Genomic DNA, 16,794 nt, shown 5'->3' with positions numbered 1-16,794 from the left:
GAGTTTCGAAGCCACGACGCGGCCGTTCACGAACTCACGTACCCGGCCAGGAGGCGACGTTCGCTTATGACCGCTTCCACGAGTCGATTTAACCTGAAATTCATCAAGCTGACGGAGATATGCCGACGTCAGCGGCTGGCACAAAACTAGTCTGTTCGTCTCGCTTCCGGGGTGTCCGCGATTCCGTGGTTGGCTTTGAATTGCGCGACATCTTCTTCGCTCGGGGGAACAGTGAACCTGTCGATCACCTTGTCGTCCCATTGGAGTCGCAGTAGCGGATCGTGGTATAGCACTTCACGGGCTGAAGACAGCGCCAGTCCGTAAGAGTGCTGGATCATCTGGTAATTCATCACACCTACGAACGCCTGATTTGCCGGGCTGATAGTCTTTTCATCGCCATCCCAACGCCCAACCAATAGGGCGTGCTTCGTCAGTGGAAAGTAGACCTCCGTGTTCTTGAGACCGAAGCCCGGGGAGTGCCGCAGGTACAACGGCACCTTTTCCGGATCGATATACGCAATCACCACCGGCCGACTCGTAGTAATGAACTCGCCGTAGTCACCAGGAACTGAATATAACGTCCACTTTCGCTGGCCAAGCAGTTGCAACACCGTGTTGTACAAATTGATCTCGGTCTGAATGTGTCGCTCGCGCGCAACCTCGATCGTGTACTTACCCTGCTCGTGGAAATCCTTGACTTCCTCATACGTGACCGACCTTGGTTTACCCGTAGTCTCTTCCATTTCACTGATCTGAGACTCCCAGCGCTCCTTCGTTTCGAGCACCAATTCCATCATGCGCTGCGCCACGCGCGCTTGAAACTCGCGCATATTCTCACGCTGCTCGGGTGAACGAACGGCCAGCAAGGCCATCAAGTTGAGTATGTAGTTCTTGTTTTCGCCGTCAAAATCTCCTGACTTCATCACCTCGCGAATGGCTGCCACAGCCATTGATTCGAGCTTGCCAAACTCTTCTTCGAGCCAGTCCGGCTTACGCCCCTTGGCTTCGAACCGCATGAAGTCGCGTTGAGCACAGACATTGCGCGTGTTGGTCTCGTAGGCAGGGCAATCGCACCGACTTGGCATATGCGAATGCCAAAGATTGTTAACTTTCATGACCTTACCGAGCCCCTGTTCACAGCGGCATAATTTGTGTAGTTTCCTACCTTTTTGGGCCGCCCATGAAGGCAGGAAACATCATGCCGCTGACGCAGGTGTTCGTCTCGATTTCCGATCCGCGCAGCGCGCGCCACAAGCGCCACGATCTTGCCGAACTGCTCACGGTGGCGGTTTGCGCGGTGCTGTCGGGCGTGGACGACTTCGTCGACATCGAATTGTGGGCCGAGGCCAAGATCGACTGGCTGCGGGGCTTCATGAAGCTTGAGCATGGCATCCCGTCCCATGACACGATCGGTCGCGTGTTCGGCATGATCACGCCCGATGAGTTCGAATCTGCATTCCGGCGCTGGGTTGGCATGGTGGTGCCCGCGTTGGCCGAGGACACGGTCGTGGCAATCGATGGCAAGACCAGCCGACGAACCGCCAGCAAGACCAAGACGCAGGCGAGTCCGCTGCACTTGGTCAGCGCATTCGTGGCCGGTATGGGTGTTGTGTTGGGCCAGACGGCGACCGCCGAGAAATCCAACGAGATCACGGCGATCCCGGAATTGCTCGCCAAGTTGGCGCTCGAGGGCTGCGTGGTGACGATCGACGCGATGGGCACGCAGACGAAGATCGCGCGCACGATCCGCGAGCGTGGCGCCCATTACGTGCTGTGCGTGAAGGACAACCATCCGAAGCTGCTCGACTCGATCATGTTTGCCGGTATCGGTCCGAACGGACCGCTGACACCGAGTTCGACGCACGAGACCAAGAATCCAGGCCACGGTCGTAGCGAAGTCAGGCGATGCTGGGCCTTTGATGCAACCGAGCGGCTCTACAAGGCCGAGGACTGGCAGGACATCGCCAGCTTTGCCGTGGTCGAGCGCGTGCGCACGGTGGGCAATCGCACCAGCACCGAGCGCGCCTACTACATCAGCAGCCTGCCCGCCGACGCCGAGCGCATCGCTCGGGCCGTACGCAGTCACTGGGAGGTGGAGAATCGCCTTCACTGGTGTCTGGATGTGCAGTTCAATGAGGATCAGTCACGGGTGCGCAGCGGTTATGCCGCCAACAACCTGGCCATCGTCCGCCACATCGTGATGAACCTGCTGCGGCTCAATACGACCCGCAAGGCGAGCATCAAATCGAAGCGCATGCTGGCTGCCACCGTCGATGAATTTCGCGCCGAGTTGCTCGGGGTTATGACATGAAGGTGCGATTGCCCTGGCAGTCGTAGGCCATCTGAAAACGCGACGATAGGATCAGGGGATTTTTGTACGGAGGGGAGAAGTCCGCTAGCATCCATGCCAAAAAGATATCCTTGTCATATCGCGCGATCTCAGGATCTATGTAAATCGTCGATACCGGGTGCTTTCTTACCTCCACCCACTCGGCTGTTGCCCGTTCGCATTGGGCACAAAGGACTACGGTCGTGAGCAGCATGACGACCACGCGTGAGAAAGCGCTTGAACTAGGCATGTGAATTGACTTCTATGCATCTTGGGATGCGATTACTCATGAGCGGCGGCATTGTTTGGACCTCCGCGACATGGAATGCCCCAAACACAAGATTATTGACAGGCTCTGCGTGACCGCGAACCTGTTTTTTTTGTCATATTTAATGACTGGATTAGGAAAACAATGTCACCGACTGCTTCTGTTCGAGCTGAGGCGACGTGTGTTCCAATTTGCTAGCCGGATGCGGTTAATTTAGCTGGATCATTGTACGTGCAAATTATTGAAATTGGGTAGCGCCCTCGACAGGCAGATAATGGCCGGGTGCCGCTACTGAAAGTGGGTTCCCGATAGCTGCCGTTCACCGAGCAATGCGGCGACGGACGAACGTCGGGTTCGGCCGACTAGTCGCCCGTCACTTCAAGAGGCAAGGTAAACGCAAAGAGCCGGCGCGTTCATACCGAACGCGCCGGCTCTTCCATGCCGAGGGAGTTTCTCCCCTACGCAGCCCGAATCTTCTCCAACAACTGGCGCGCGATGTCCGCCGCCGAGCCCGTGAGGAACTTGCAGTTCCCCTGCACCTTCGGCACATACTGCCGCAGCATCACAACCGCCGGCTGAAGCTCCTGCGCGGTAAGCCCCAGCGCCACCGGAGCGAGTTCGACCGGGCTCATCTTGCGCGCGGCCATCTTGGCCTTCGCGTTGGGGAAGCGCGGGGTGCCGAGTTCGTTGCTGACGGTGACGACGGCGGGGAGCGGCCCGCGGACGACTTCGTCGCCGTCGGCGGTGGCGCGGGTGACGGTGACGCTGCTGCCGCTGACCTCGACCGCGCGGGCGAGCGTTGCTGCGGGCATGCCAAGTTTTTCGGCGAGCAGCAGGGGCACGACGCCCTGATCGTCGTCGGAGGCCTGGCGGCCGCACAGGACGAGGTCGGCGCCGCCGATGCTTTTCACGTAGGCGGCGAGGATGTTGGCGACGACCTGGCCGTCCGGTTCCGCAGCGCCGGGGTCGATCGCGACGATCTCGTCGGCGCCGAGGGCGGCGCAGTGTTTGAGCAGGTCCTTGCGGTCGGTGCCGATGGTGACGGCGGTGATGGTGCAGGCGACGCCCTGGTCGCGGATGCGCAGCGCGGCTTCCATCGCCTGTTCGTCATAGCCGTTGATGAGGCGCGGGATCGCGGCGACTTCGGGCGTGCGGCCGTCGGCGGCGATCTTGAGGTTACCGGCGAGCGCGTAGTTGTTGACGGCGGCGGGGTCGAGCACTTCCTTCACGCATACGACGATTCGCATGGCGGTCACTCCTGTTCGGGTTGGCGGATGCCGGCGGCGTCGAGCGCGCCGGTCAGGGTGAGGCTTTCGGCATCACACCAGACGGCGTCATGGGCGAAGCCTTCGGGTTTGCGGGTGAGTTGGGCGAGCAGGTACCAGCGCCACGGATACGGGCCGAAGTCGCGGTAGGCGCCGGTGAGCGTGCCGGTGAATTCCTGCCGGCCGGCGAACTTGGTGCCGGCGATGTGGCGGCCGCCATCGCACTCGGCGATGCGGCCGCTCATCGCGGCGTCGAATCCGGGGCGAAAACCTGTGTCAGCCTGCGAAGCGGTCGAAGACATCGAGCGCCTCCTCGACGATATCGGACAGGATCTGGCGGGCGGGCTTCATCTCGGTGACGTAGTGGATGCCCTGCCCCGCGGCCTCGGTCATCAGGTCCTTGCGCTGGTAGTCGAGCGAGCCCTGGATGTAGTTGGACGAGAGGATCATCTGCAGCGGCGGCTTGAGGACTTCCGGCGCGGCGTCGCTGCCCCATTCGTTGTGCCACGGGCTGCGCGTGGTGCGCATTGTGTAGCCGGAGATGCAGTTGGAGTAGACGGTGTCGTCGGTCTCGGCCTCGATGAGGCGCTCCTTGAGCGGGAGATTGACGTCCGATTCGCGCGACGCGAGCCACAGCGAACCGGTCCATACGCCGTCCGCACCGAGGGCAATCGCCGCGGCGAGGTGGCGACCGGTGGTGACGCCGCCCGCGGCGATGACCGGCACGCCGGTGCCGCGCGCGGCATCGACGACCTGCGGGACGATGGAGAAGGTGCCGATGTTGCCGGTGTGGCCGGCGGCGTCGTAGCCCTGCGCGATGATGACGTCGGTGCCCGCGGCGAGCTGCTTCTTCGCCTGCTTGGGCTTGCCGACCAGGCCCCACACCTGCATGCCGAGTTCATGCGCACGCTTGAGCAGGAAGGCCGGGGAGCCGAGGCCGGAGGCGAACACGGGCACGCGCTCGTCAAAAATGACCTCGAGTTGGGCGAGCGCGCGCTTCTGGTCGAGGCCGCCCCAATGGTGGATGTCCGGCGCAACCTTGGGATCGGGCACGTCGTACTTGCGCTTGATCATCTGCTCGAATTCGCGCTGCTCGGGCGGGATCATCGCGAGCAGTTCCTCGACGCTTTTCTCCTCCGGCACCGAGGACGGCAGCACGAGGTCGATGCCGAAGGGCTTGCCGCCAATGCGTTCGCGGATCCACTTGATGTCCGCGGCGATCTGGTCGGGGGTGTGCAGCGCCTCGCCAAGCACCGCGAAGCCGCCCGCGTTGATGACGGCGACGGCGACGTCCTTGCAGTGGGTGAAGGCGACGACCGGATACTCGATGCCGAGCTTGTCGCAGAGTGGGGTGTGCAGGGGGTTGCTCATCTTGGCTCCTTCGGGAATCGGCGGTGGCCGGCGAGCGACGCCGGCCTCGATTTGATTCTATTGAGCGACGCCGCGGGCTTAGGGCGCGTTTGGTATCCGAAACGGCCCGCGGGGTATCCGTACGTGACAGGCAGCGGTGAGGCGGGAATTTCGTAGGGCGGATGAGCCGAAGGCGTTATCCGCCGCATGTAGCTCGTCGGCCACGGGCATGCGGGATGTAGCACGCCCCCGACTGCCATACGGCGGAAGGCGCTTCGCTTTTCCGCCCTACGGACGACCCATTCACCCGAACGCCTTCTCCTGCGCGAGCGCATCGATGGTCGCGGCGTCGTAGCCCAGCACCTCGCGCAGCACCGCATCGCGGTGCTCGCCGACGGTGGGCGCGCGGGTGGGCTCGGGGAGTTCCTCGCCGACGAACTGCACCGGGAAGCCGAGCATGTCGGCGCCGTGCGTCTCGTGCGGGATGAGCTTGAAGCGCGCCTGGAACTGCGGGTCATCGACGATGTTCTGCACGGTATTGACCGGTGCGATCGGGGTGTTGGCCTCCACGCCGAAGGCGAGCCACTGCTCGGTGGTGCGCGTCTTGAAGATGTCGCGCAGGATGGCCTGCAGCTCGCGGTTGCCGCGGGCGTGGTCCGCGTACTTCGAGCCGGGCCACTTGTCGAAGAGGTCCATGCGGCCGACGCCCGCGCAGAAGTTCTTCCAGAAGGCCTGCTCGGAGGCCATGAACAGCACGTGGCCGTCGGCCGATGCGTAGAGTTGGTAGCGCACGCCCTCCTTCATGCCGGCGGTGGCGACCGGGCGGCGCACCCAGTTGTCGGACTTGTTGCCGGTGACGACATCCTCAGGGCGCGCATAGGCCATGTGGCTTTCGCTGCGGTACCAGTCGAAGGCGGCGGCGGCGTCGCTCTGCGCGAGTTCCAGGAAGGCGCCCTCCCCCGTTTCGCGTGCGCGGATCACCGCGGCGAGCACCGCCAGGCCGCCGAACAGTGGCGCGGCGTTGATGCCGATGCCGACGTGTTCGGGGATGTAGCAGAAGCCTTCCTCGTCATACGCGGGCTTCACGATGCCAGCCCAAGTGTCGTAGGCGATGCCGTGCGAGGGCATGTCCTTGTACGGGCCGCTCATGCCGTAGCCGGAGACGGTGCAGAAGACGATTTTCGGGTTGATCTTGCGCAAGTCCTCGTAGCCGAGGCCGTACTTCGCGAGCGCGCCGGGCTTGGACGCCTCGATCACCACGTCGGCATCGCGCACGAGGTCGCGGTAGATGCGGCGCGCGGCCTCGGTCTTGAGGTCGAGCGCGATGCTCTTCTTGCCCCGGTTGAGGTGGTAGTGCATCAGCGATACGCCCTCGATGATCGGCCAGGTCATCTCGCGAATGTAGTCGCCGGCGGGCGTTTCGACCTTGATGACCTCGGCGCCGAGATCGGCAAGCGCGGTGGTGATGGCGGCGGGGCCGAGAATCGAGCTTTCGATGATGCGCAGACTGCCGAGCGGCGGGACGGGCGTGTTCATGATGGGCGTTCACCTCGTGATCCGGAGCGGTTTTCCGGGGATTGCAAAGGAAGGGCGAAGCGAGCCGAGCCGTGACGGATCGGCCGTTGCGATCACGATAGGGAATTGCCGGAAGGGGGTTTCCGGGCTTGCGTTTCTGATCGGGACATCGGCATTGCAATTCGGGCCAGTCAAATGTTTATCGGAGATCCATCGCCCAGAATCGCAGCACGATCAATGCGATGCGGCGTTCGGCCCGGCCTTCCGGAAGGGCGTCGCGAAAACGATCAACGGACAATCCGAAGGAGCTTCGATGAAAACCCTGAAAGCCGGAACGCGCCTGAAGAGCGCCGCGTGCGATACCGAAGTGATGGTGATCCGCACCCGCCCCGAGCCCGTGCTGCTGTGCTGCGGCGGGATGGAGATGATCGCGATGGACGGCCAGAAGGCCGCTGCCGAGCCGGATGCGGCCTTCGCGCAAGGCACGCTGGTGGGCAAGCGCTATGTGGATGAGCAGGACACGACCGAACTGCTATGCACGAAGGGCGGCAAGGGCAGCCTGTCGCTCGGCGGCGCGGCGCTCGTCGTGAAGCAGGCCAAGGCCTTGCCCTCTTCGGACTGATCGCATGAACATCGTCATGGCCCTGGAGATGGCGGCCGACTGCCATCCCGATCGCGTCGCCGTCACGTCCGGCACAAAAAATCTCACCTACGGGGAGTTGCTGCGCGCGGCGCGCACTGCCGGCGCGGTCGTGCGCGACAGCGGCTGCCGCTATGTTGGCCTGCTCGACATCAACAGCCTCGCGGCGCCGATTGCGATCTTCGCCGCCGCCTATGCGGGCGTGCCCTATGTGCCGATTAACTACCGGCTGACGCGCCCGGAGTTGGAGGCCCTGCTCGCCCGCATCGAGCCGGCCTTCCTCGTCGCCGCCCCGGCCTACGTCGAACCGCTGACGATGCCGGCCGGCAATCGCGTCGTGAGCGCAGAGGATTTTCTCGCGCTGGCGCAGGGCGACACCGCACCGGCCACCGAAGCGCCGGGCGAGCCGTCGGCCGTCGCCGTGCAGCTCTTCACCAGCGGTACCACGGGCGCCCCGAAGGCCGCCGTGCTGCGCCACGAGAACCTGATGAGCTACATCCTCGGCACCGTCGACTTCGCCGGCGCCGACGACGCGGATGCTGCGCTGGTCGCGGTGCCGCCATATCACATTGCCGGCATCTCGGCGGTGTTGAGCTCGACCTACGCCTGCCGACGCATGGTGCAGCTGCCCAACTTCGACGGCCCGACCTGGCTCGGGCTGTGTCGCGACGAGGGTGTCACCAATGCCTTCGTCGTGCCGACGATGCTCTCGCGCGTGATCGAGCATCTCGACGCCACCGGCGAATCCGGGGCGCTGCCGGCGATGAAGGCGATCGCGTACGGGGGCGGCAAGATGCCGCCGCAGGTGATCGAGAAGGCGATGGCGATCTGGCCCGCGGTGGATTTCACGAACGCCTATGGACTGACGGAGACGAGCTCGACGATCTGCCTGCTCGGCCCTCAGGATCACCGCGACGCGTTCGCGAGCAGCGACCCGGACGTGCGCCGGCGGCTGCATTCGGTCGGCAAACCGATCGGCACGATTGAAATCGAGATCCGCGGCGCGGACGGCAAGGCGCTGTCCGCGGGGGAACTCGGCGACGTGTTCGTGCGCGGCGGGCAGGTGTCGGGCGAATATCTCGGCGTCGGCAGCCTGCTCGACGCGGACGGTTGGTTCCCGACGCGCGACCGCGGCTTCGTGGATCAGTACGGTTTTCTGTACCTCGACGGGCGGGCCGACGACGTGATCGTGCGCGGTGGCGAGAACATCTCGCCGGGCGAGATCGAGGACGTTCTGCGCGAACATCCGGCAGTGTCCGACGTCGCGGTCGTCGCAATGGCGGACGAGCAATGGGGCGAAGCGGTGGCAGCGGTGGTCGTGGCGCGCGAAGGCGCGAATGTGGTGGCCGCCGATCTGCAGGACTGGGTGCGGGAACGCCTGCGTTCGTCGCGCGTGCCCGCGGCGATCCGCTTCCGCGACGAGTTGCCGTACAACGAGATGGGCAAGGTGCTGCGGCGCGTGCTGAAGGACGACTTCCGCAGCGCGGCTGAGCCGGCCTGATCGCATGACCTCCGCCTACCCGCTCACCGGATTGCGCGTCGCGCTGGGCGGGCACGGCCACGCCAGCGATTACGCGCGTGGCCTGCTGGCGTCCCTGGGCGTCGAATGCGAGGCGAAGGGCGACGGCGAGTCCGACGAGCACCCAGCGCTCGCATGGCGCCGCAGCGGATTGATGGCGCTCACGGGACGGGCGGGCGGCGCGGCGCGGATGTGCCCGGTGCCGCTCACCGCCTGTGCCGACGGGGCGCTCGCCGCACTCGCCGCGCTCGGGCAGGGCCTGCGCGCAGTACCCGGCAGCGGCGCCGCCTTGATGGGCGTGCGTGCACAATTCGCCGGCCTGGCCCGTCAGGGCGCGGTCTCGCCGGGCGGAACCTGCCGCCTGCTCGCATGCCGCGACGGACATATCGCGATCAACCTCGCCCGCCCCGACGACTGGGCGATGGTGCCGGCGTGGCTCGAAAGCGATGATGTCCCCAATTGGGTCACCGTCGCTGCGCGGGTGTCGGATCAACCGGCCGCGCAGCTGCTTGAACGCTCGCGCCTGCTGGGGCTTGCGGCCGCCGTGTCGGAGGCCCCCACGCCACGCTCGTGGCTCGAACTGAATCTTCTCGGCGCGCCCAAGGCGCCACGCCCGCGGTGTGCCAGTGGCGACCGCCCCCTCGTCGTGGACCTCTCGTCCCTGTGGGCCGGACCACTGTGCGGACAACTCCTGCGTGAATTGGGCGCCCACGTGATCAAAGTCGAATCGTCTGCACGGCCCGACGGAGCCCGCCGCGGCCCGGCGCCCTTTTTCGATCTGCTCAACGCGGGCAAGGCGAGCGTGCAGCTCGATCTCGCCTCGCCGGCCGGACGCGATCGGCTGCGGCAATTGGTCGAGCGCGCCGACATCGTGATCGAGGCCTCCCGTCCGCGCGCCCTGCGCCAGATGGGCGTCGCCGCCGAAGACTGGCTTGCCGCGCGCGCCGGACGCAGCTGGCTGAGCATCACCGGCCATGGCAGACGGGGTGACGCCGCCGACTGGGTCGCATTCGGCGACGACGCGGGCGTGGGCGCAGGACTCTCCGAGCTGATGCACCGCGCGACCGGCGAACGGCTGATCTGCGGCGACGCGATCGGCGACCCGCTCACGGGCCTGCATGCCGCACTCGCCGTTTGGGCGAGCTGGCGCGCCGGCGGCGGCCACCTGCTCGCGCTCTCGCTGGACGCCGTGCTGCGGCATTGCGTGAGCTTCGGCGCGCCACAATCGGACGATGCGCTGCACGAGCGGCACGCCCGCTGGACGCGGGTCGCGAGATCCCGCCGCAATATCGAGCCCGCCCCGCTCTGCTTCGCGCCGCAGAGCCGCGCGCGCCCGCTCGGTGCCGACACCGCGGCCGTGCTGTCGGACCTCGGCTTACGTGCGGCATGAGCCCCGCCCAGGCCCTGCTGATCCGCGACGCGGAGCTTCAATCCGGGGCGAGGGTGGACGTGCGCCTGGCCGCCGGACGTATCGAGCGCATCGCACCGGGACTACCGCCGCGCGACGGCGAGGCCGTGATCGATGCGCGCGGCCGTGCGCTCTCGGTCGGTCTGCACGACCACCACCTGCACCTCATGGCCCACGCGGCGGCGCTGGAATCCCTGCCGTGCGGGAACCCGGTCATCGGCTGCGTCACCGGCTTTTCGGAACTGCTGCTGATGCGGGCGCGCATGGAAGATCCGTCAGCGCCGGGCTGGATCCGCGGCATCGGCTACCACGAGAGCGTCGCCGGCCCCATCGACCGGCGCTGGCTCGACGCCGTGGCGCCGCGCGTGCCCGTGCGCATCCAGCATCGCAGCGGCCGGCTGTGGATCCTGAACACCTGCGCGCTGCGGCGCATCGGCGTGGATGAGAATGACGCCAAAAGCAGTCGCGACACTCCGCTCGAGCGCATCGACGGACGGCTCACCGGGCGCCTCTTCGACGCCGACGAGTGGCTGAGCGCGCGCCTTGCCGGCACCTACCCGTCGCTCGCGCGGACAAGTGAGGCCCTCGCCCGGCTGGGCGTGACCGGCGTCACCGACGCAGGCGCGCGCAACGGGCGCGGCGAATTCGGGCACTTCGTCGCCGAACGGCGCGACGGCAGACTGAAACAGGACGTGCTGGTGATGGGCAACGCGGAGCTCGACGACCTCGCCGACGAGTCCGGTGTCCGAGTCGGTCCGACCAAGCTGTACCTGCGCGACGCCGAGCTGCCGCCCTTCGAGGACTTCTGCCACGCCATCGCCCGGAGTCACGCGGCAGGGCGACCGGTGGCGATCCACTGCGTGACCCGCGGCGAACTGATCTTCGCGACCGCCGCCCTGCGCCAATGCGGCCCCCTGCGCGGCGACCGCATCGAACACGCCTCCGTCGCCCCTCCCGAGGGCGTCGAACTGCTGCGGGAACTGGGCCTCACCGTCGTGACCCAACCGCATTTCGTGCTCGAACGCGGCGACAGCTACATCGACGAGGTGGACCGTGAGGATCTGCCGTGGCTCTATCGCGGACGCGGTTTTGCGCAAACCGGCATCCCGCTCGCCGCCGGCACCGACGCGCCCTGCGGTGAGCTCAACCCCTGGACCGCAATGTCCGCCGCCGTCAGCCGCCGCACGCGCAAGGGATCACTCATCGGCCCCGACGAAGCGCTCTCGCCCGCCGAAGCCCTCGCGCTGTTCACAGGTGACGCAAATGATCCGGGCGGATCGTCACGCCGCATCGAAAGCGGTGCCGCGGGCGACCTGTGCCTGCTGAATCGTTCGTGGGAGGCTGCACTGGGCGAGCTGGCAGCGGTCGGTGTGGATGCGACGATCAAGGATGGGCGGGCGATCTGGCGCCGGAGCTAGTCGACGACCTCATCAACCAGCCCCCACCCCAACGCCGTCGCCGTGCTGATCCGCCGCCCCGAGAACGCCAGCCACGCCGTCCGCTGTCGCCCGATGCGTCGCGGCAAGCTCACGCAGCCACCGGCCCCGGGAATGAGGCCGAAGCGCAGTTCCGGCAGCTGGATGAAGGTGTCGCGGGCCGCCGTGACGCGATGCGCGAACACAGGGAGTTCGATTCCCGAGCCGATGCATGCGCTGTGCAGATGGGCGGTGACCCGATCGGCACATTGAAGGAGCAGCGCGGCAGGCAGACGCTGGCTGCGGATGGCATGTGCTGTGGTCGGATCGGGGGCGGTGCCGAACTCGCGCAACTCGCCACCCGTGCTGAAACAGGCGCCGGCACCGGAGAGCGTGACCGAGGTGATGGATTCGTCGGCGACGACAAGCTGCAGCGCCTCGCACAGGGCGTCCCGCATCTCGACCGACATCGCATTGCGGCTGCGCGGACGGTTCAGGATGAGTTCGATCCGTGATCCGTCGCGCTCGATGCGCACCGCCGGCCCCTCCCCAACGATGAGCTTCTCAGGCGCAGGCGGATTCGCGCGCGACCACGCCGCGAACTCGGGCCCGGCCTGCAGAGTTGCGTACGCCAAGGATTCGACGGCCAGGGCTTGTGCGGGCGGCATGCCGTCCGTGACGCGTAGCACCTGCACCAGCGTCATCGCTGCGAGCGGCGCCTTACGGATGTTTGCAGCGATTGGTGCGAGATCGCCGATGTCGTCCAGCACGACGTCGCAGGCGGCGAGCAGCGCTGAGGCCGCGGCACCCTTATCGGAGAACCCGATCACCGGGCAGGGCTGGCGCGCGAGCCAGGCGGCGAGCTGGTCCTCATCGCCTTCGTCCGCCCCGACGGGGGCGACGACGAGGAAAGGATCGGGCGCGAACGGCGAGCCCCCTGCCCCGCCGGCCGACGCGAAGCGCAACGCGCGCAGGTCGGCCAGGTCGAGGACCGCGGGGTCGCCGTCCGCCATGGTTCAGCCCATCTTCGCGATGACCTCGTCGCCGAAGCGGCGGATCGCGTCGAGCTGGCCCTGCAGGTCCGTCGGATCGCTGCGGACGTCCCACGGCAGTACGCCGGCATCGGTTACGCCGACCTCGGCGAGGCGCTTGAAGTCATCGACGGTGCGTGCGGCGAAATCGATGCCGTGGAACTGGAAGTCGCGCCCGAGGGTGCCGAACTCGGCGCGGTAGGCATTGACCTCGGCGATCAGGTCTTTCAGCGTCGGCAGATCGGTGTTGGCAGAAACCCAGCCATCGCCCAGACGTGCGGCGCGGCGCAGTGCGGGCTTGCTGTGTCCGCCGATCAGGATCGGCACCGGTTTTTCCGGCACCGGGCGCATGCGCAGCGGGCCGAAGTCGTGATGCTTGCCATGGAATTCGAAGAACTCGCCGCTCATTGCGCCGCGCAACACGGCGATGCACTCGTCCATCAGTTCGCCGCGGCGTTCGAAATCCGCGCCGTTATAGACGAAGTCCTCCTTCCACGGGCTCAGGCCCGCACCGAGTGCGACGCGCCCGTTGGAGATAACCGCAAGCGAACACAGCGCCTTCGCGAGAATCAGCGGCTGGCGCACCGGCACCTTCATCACTCCAGGGTAGAAACCGATCCGCTGCGTCACCGCCGCCATCGTCGACATCGCGACGAAGGGCTCGATGAAGTCGGAATGTTCCAGGTATTGCCGGATCGCACTGGTTTCGGCATACGGATATTCCGACTCCGTCAGTCGCGGAAAGAACAGACTGTCCGGAATGGACAACCAATCCCAGCCGGCAGCGTCGGCGGCCTGGGCGATCGCGGTGTAATTGCGGTAGTTGCTGAAGCCGAGTTGCAGCACGAAACGCATGGGAACTCCCTTTCCGGTCGCGTCAGCGCGGCATGGCCAGCGCGCGCTCGGCGATGATGTTGAGCTGGATTTCGTTGGTGCCCGCGTAGATCGTGTCGGCGCGGGAGAAGAAGAACACTTGCTGCAGTCGACGCACGGTGTCGTCGTCGGAGCGCACGTCGCCGGCTGCGCCGAGCACGTCCATCGCCAGCTGGCCGAGATCGCGATGCCAGTTCGACCACGCGTACTTGTACATCAGCGATTCCGGGCGGACGCCGCCGTCATTGCCCGCGAGCATGCGCAGGGCGTTGTGGCGCAGCGCGCGGAGGCCGATCCACGCGTCGGCGATGCGTTCGCGTATGGCAGGATCGAAGGCCGTGCCTATGGCGATCGCGGCATCGACGACGAGCTGCATCTCATGCACGAAGTGCATCTGCTGGCCCAGTGTCGAGGCGCCGCGCTCGAAGCCGAGCAAGGCCATCGCGACACGCCAGCCCTCGCCGGGCTTGCCTACGATGCAGCCCGCATCGGTCGCGGCGCCGTCGAAGAACACCGCGTTGAACTCCGCCTCGCCGGTCATCTGGCGGATCGGCTGGATCTCGATGCCCGGCTGGTCGAGCGGCATCAGAAGAAAGGTGAGTCCTTCGCGGCCCACCGAACCCGGCGTGCTGCGCGCGATCACGAAAATCCAGTCGGATTCATGCGCGAGCGAGGTCCACACCTTCTGCCCCTGTACACGCCACACGTCGCCGTCCTGCCAGCAGCGGGTGGTGATCGCCGCGAGGTCCGAACCTGCGCCCGGCTCCGAATAGCCCTGGCACCAGAATTCGCGTCCCTCGCGGATGCCGGGCAGGAAGCGGCGTTGCTGCTCGGGGGTGCCGAGCTCGATCAGGGTCGGGGCAAGCAGGGTTTCGCCGATGTGGCCCATGCGGCCGGGGCCGCCCGCGCGCACGTATTCCTCATGGAAGGCGAGCTGAAGTTCCAGCGGCAAACCGCGCCCCCCATGCTCCTGCGGCCACGACGCGCCAACCCAGCCCCCTTCGGCGAGCTTGCGTTCCCAGTCCTTGCGCAAGGCCGGGAAGGCCTCTTCGTCGCCGGGGCCGCCGCGGTGGCGCAGGCAGGCGAATTCGCCCTTCAGCTCGCGCGCGAGCCACGCGGCCACTTCGGCGCGAAAGGCCGTCTCGTTCATCGAATCCTTTGTCGCATCCATGTCAGGCAAGATCCAGAAGTTGGGTGGCCACGCGCTCGCGCCAGCGGCTGGCCGGACCGAGCCACTGGCTGCCCCACTGCGCGCGCTTGAAGTGCAGTTGCGGGTCGTATTCCCATGTGAATCCCACGCCGCCGTGCAGCTGCACCGCCTCCTGTGCGCAGTAGCGATAGGCGTCCGACGCGAGCACGCGCGCGACAGCGACCTCGCAGGCCAGCGCGTCCGCGTCCTGCAGGCGGGCGACGCTTGCGGCGACGCCACGCACGGCGGAGCGGGCGGTTTCGAGCTTCACCATCATCTGCGCGCAACGGTGCTTGACGGCCTGGAAACTCGCGACCGGACGGCCGAACTGGACGCGTTCCTTCGTGTAGGCCACGGTCATGTCGAGGCAGGCCGCCGCGCCGCCGACCTGCTCGGCCGCAAGCTGCAGCGCGGCGAGCGAGACCGTGCGCGCAAGCCCCGCGTCGAGCTTCCCGGGCGCGTCGATGCGGGCATCGGCCGCGAGACGCACCTCCCGGAAGCGCCACGCGCATTGCGGGCGGGTCAGATCCCAGACATCCAACGGACTGCGCTCGACGCCGGCGGCGTGTGCCGAAACATGGAAGAGGCCGATGCCATCCTCGGTACGCGCGGCGACAAAGGCCATCGCGGCGTTGCCGTCGTCGAGCACCTGCGCGGCCTCGCCGTTCATCACCCATCCGTCCCCCTCGCGGCGGCATTCGATGCCGATCGCGTCCGGGGCCCAGACGAGCCCGGGCGCGAGGATCAGTGTCGCGCTCACCTCGCCGCTCGCGAGTTCGGGCAGGAAACGCTCGCGCGCTGCGGCACTACCCGCTTCGAGCAGAGCCGTCTGCGCCAACACCACGCTCGCGAAGTAGGGCGAGCGGATCAACCGGCGCCCCATCTCCTCCATCAGCAGGGCGAGTTCCACCGCCCCCATGGCCAGCCCGCCCAAGTCCTCCGGCACCTGCACCGCCGGCCACCCCAGCTCACTGATGCGCCGCCAGAGGGATGCATCCTCGTCCCGCGGCTTGCGGGCATTGGCGAACTCGGCGAGGAACGCGGCCGCCGTGTCCTGCAGCGCGAGTTGCTCGTCGGATAACAGCAATGCATTTTCCATTGGCTTTCCCGTGAATCGCCTCGTGGATCTTGATGGGGCGATTCTCCCGGCGGGCACGGAGAGACACATCATCCAATGGGACTATTGGCGGAATACCGCGGCGCCTGACCGGATTTGAATCGCCCCCTGCCCCACCGATAGTGCAAAAGAACGATGCTGCCCGCCCCCCCCGGCTGATAGCTTTGGCCTCACATCGAAAAGAGGCCAGACATGACAAACGGGACGGAACGAATCATCGGCGTGGTCGGCGGGACCGGGCACCTGGGCGCAGCGCTCGCACGGCGCTGGGCGAAGCACGGCCACAAGGTCGTCATCGGGTCGCGCGACGCGGACAAGGCCCGTGCGGCAGCCGATGTGCTGGGCGCCGAACTGGGACGCGAGATCGCCTCCGGCACCAACCTCGACGCGGCACGCCGGGCCGATATCGTCGTCGTGACGGTTCCCTTCTCCTCGCAGGCTGCCGTGCTCGAGGAGATCCGCCCTGCGGTCGGCGGCAAGATCGTCGTCGATACCACGGTGCCGCTCGTGCCGCCCAAGGTGATGCGGGTCCAGTTGCCGCCCGAAGGCTGCGCCGCGCTGCGCGCGCAGGCGCTGCTCGGCGAGGGCGTGCGCGTCGTATCCGCCTTCCACAACGTGGCTGCGCACAAGCTCGCGACCGATGTCGAGGTCGAATGCGACGTGCTGGTGTGCTGGTCTTCGGCGACGACAAGGCGGCGCGCGGCGTGGTCGCGGCGCTCGCGGACGACGCGGGCCTGCGCGGGCTCCATGCCGGGGCGCTGGACAACTCCGCAGCCGCCGAGGCCCTGACCTCGATCCTCATCTTCATGAACCGCAACTATTCGGTGGATGGGGCCGGCGTGCGCATCACCGGCGCGCTCGCCGCCTACGCCGAC

16 protein-coding genes are annotated in these 16,794 nt (G+C 66.6%); 6 read left to right on the top strand and 10 right to left on the bottom strand.

All coding sequences use genetic code 11. The features are described 5' to 3' along the window. Positions 1-146: 146 nt before the first annotated feature. Entirely contained in the window at positions 147-1,085 is a 939-nt protein-coding gene (locus AzCIB_RS07435; protein ID WP_286130937.1) for a DUF4238 domain-containing protein, read from the bottom strand. Between the two features lie 95 nt (positions 1,086-1,180). On the opposite strand from AzCIB_RS07435, the gene AzCIB_RS07430 reads away from it, so the two are divergent. Further along, positions 1,181-2,311, top strand: coding sequence for an ISAs1 family transposase (locus tag AzCIB_RS07430; RefSeq protein ID WP_083446821.1), 1,131 nt, complete (start codon positions 1,181-1,183; stop codon positions 2,309-2,311). Here AzCIB_RS07430 and AzCIB_RS24975 read toward each other — a convergent pair. From AzCIB_RS24975 to AzCIB_RS07405, 5 genes are all read right to left on the bottom strand, one after another. Continuing rightward, positions 2,301-2,543, bottom strand: a complete 243-nt coding sequence (locus AzCIB_RS24975; protein ID WP_050415304.1) for a surface-adhesin E family protein — start codon at positions 2,541-2,543, stop codon at positions 2,301-2,303. The genes AzCIB_RS07430 and AzCIB_RS24975 overlap by 11 nt on opposite strands. 512 nt (positions 2,544-3,055) lie before the next feature. Next, positions 3,056-3,844, bottom strand: a complete 789-nt coding sequence (locus tag AzCIB_RS07420; RefSeq protein WP_050415303.1) for an electron transfer flavoprotein subunit beta/FixA family protein — start codon at positions 3,842-3,844, stop codon at positions 3,056-3,058. A gap of 5 nt (positions 3,845-3,849) precedes the next feature. Then, on the bottom strand, positions 3,850-4,164 hold the full coding sequence (locus AzCIB_RS07415) for a hypothetical protein (protein ID WP_050415302.1): 315 nt from the start codon (positions 4,162-4,164) through the stop codon (positions 3,850-3,852). Further along, positions 4,139-5,233: a nitronate monooxygenase gene (locus AzCIB_RS07410; protein ID WP_050415301.1), complete on the bottom strand. Its 1,095-nt coding sequence runs from the start codon at positions 5,231-5,233 to the stop codon at positions 4,139-4,141. Before AzCIB_RS07410 ends, AzCIB_RS07415 begins: the two co-directional genes overlap by 26 nt. Before the next feature lie 282 nt (positions 5,234-5,515). Next, positions 5,516-6,748: a CaiB/BaiF CoA transferase family protein gene (locus AzCIB_RS07405; protein WP_050415300.1), complete on the bottom strand. Its 1,233-nt coding sequence runs from the start codon at positions 6,746-6,748 to the stop codon at positions 5,516-5,518. 292 nt (positions 6,749-7,040) lie between these two features. On the opposite strand from AzCIB_RS07405, the gene AzCIB_RS07400 reads away from it, so the two are divergent. From AzCIB_RS07400 to AzCIB_RS07385, 4 genes are read left to right on the top strand one after another with little or no spacing between them, the layout of a single operon-like run. After that, on the top strand, positions 7,041-7,349 hold the full coding sequence (locus tag AzCIB_RS07400; protein WP_198149639.1) for a hypothetical protein: 309 nt from the start codon (positions 7,041-7,043) through the stop codon (positions 7,347-7,349). Positions 7,350-7,353: 4 nt separating this feature from the next. After that, positions 7,354-8,868 (top strand): class I adenylate-forming enzyme family protein, encoded by a 1,515-nt coding sequence (locus AzCIB_RS07395; protein ID WP_050415299.1) that lies wholly within the window; start codon positions 7,354-7,356, stop codon positions 8,866-8,868. 4 nt (positions 8,869-8,872) lie between these two features. After that, positions 8,873-10,276, top strand: coding sequence for a CoA transferase (locus AzCIB_RS07390; RefSeq protein WP_050415298.1), 1,404 nt, complete (start codon positions 8,873-8,875; stop codon positions 10,274-10,276). Continuing rightward, the gene (locus AzCIB_RS07385) at positions 10,273-11,712 is read left to right on the top strand and encodes an amidohydrolase family protein (RefSeq protein WP_083446911.1); all 1,440 of its coding nucleotides are present in this window, start codon (positions 10,273-10,275) and stop codon (positions 11,710-11,712) included. The genes AzCIB_RS07390 and AzCIB_RS07385 overlap by 4 nt, the downstream gene beginning before the upstream one ends. Here AzCIB_RS07385 and AzCIB_RS07380 read toward each other — a convergent pair. From AzCIB_RS07380 to AzCIB_RS07365, 4 genes are read right to left on the bottom strand one after another with little or no spacing between them, the layout of a single operon-like run. Further along, complete coding sequence (locus AzCIB_RS07380) at positions 11,709-12,722, bottom strand: enoyl-CoA hydratase/isomerase family protein (RefSeq protein ID WP_050415297.1); 1,014 nt, start codon at positions 12,720-12,722, stop codon at positions 11,709-11,711. The genes AzCIB_RS07385 and AzCIB_RS07380 overlap by 4 nt on opposite strands. Positions 12,723-12,725: 3 nt before the next feature. Then, positions 12,726-13,595, bottom strand: a complete 870-nt coding sequence (locus AzCIB_RS07375; RefSeq protein WP_050415296.1) for a TIGR03619 family F420-dependent LLM class oxidoreductase — start codon at positions 13,593-13,595, stop codon at positions 12,726-12,728. A 22-nt stretch (positions 13,596-13,617) separates the two neighbouring features. Beyond that, positions 13,618-14,784, bottom strand: a complete 1,167-nt coding sequence (locus AzCIB_RS07370; protein ID WP_232299384.1) for an acyl-CoA dehydrogenase family protein — start codon at positions 14,782-14,784, stop codon at positions 13,618-13,620. Between the two features lies 1 nt (position 14,785). Next, positions 14,786-15,901 (bottom strand): acyl-CoA dehydrogenase family protein, encoded by a 1,116-nt coding sequence (locus AzCIB_RS07365; protein ID WP_050415294.1) that lies wholly within the window; start codon positions 15,899-15,901, stop codon positions 14,786-14,788. A gap of 210 nt (positions 15,902-16,111) precedes the next feature. On the opposite strand from AzCIB_RS07365, the gene npdG reads away from it, so the two are divergent. Beyond that, on the top strand, positions 16,112-16,708 hold the full coding sequence (gene npdG / locus AzCIB_RS07360; RefSeq protein ID WP_232299383.1) for an NADPH-dependent F420 reductase: 597 nt from the start codon (positions 16,112-16,114) through the stop codon (positions 16,706-16,708). Positions 16,709-16,794 lie beyond the last annotated feature (86 nt).

This window comes from Azoarcus sp. CIB, assembly GCF_001190925.1.
Classification (GTDB): domain Bacteria; phylum Pseudomonadota; class Gammaproteobacteria; order Burkholderiales; family Rhodocyclaceae; genus Aromatoleum.
This window is presented reverse-complemented; position numbering and strand designations above follow the sequence as displayed.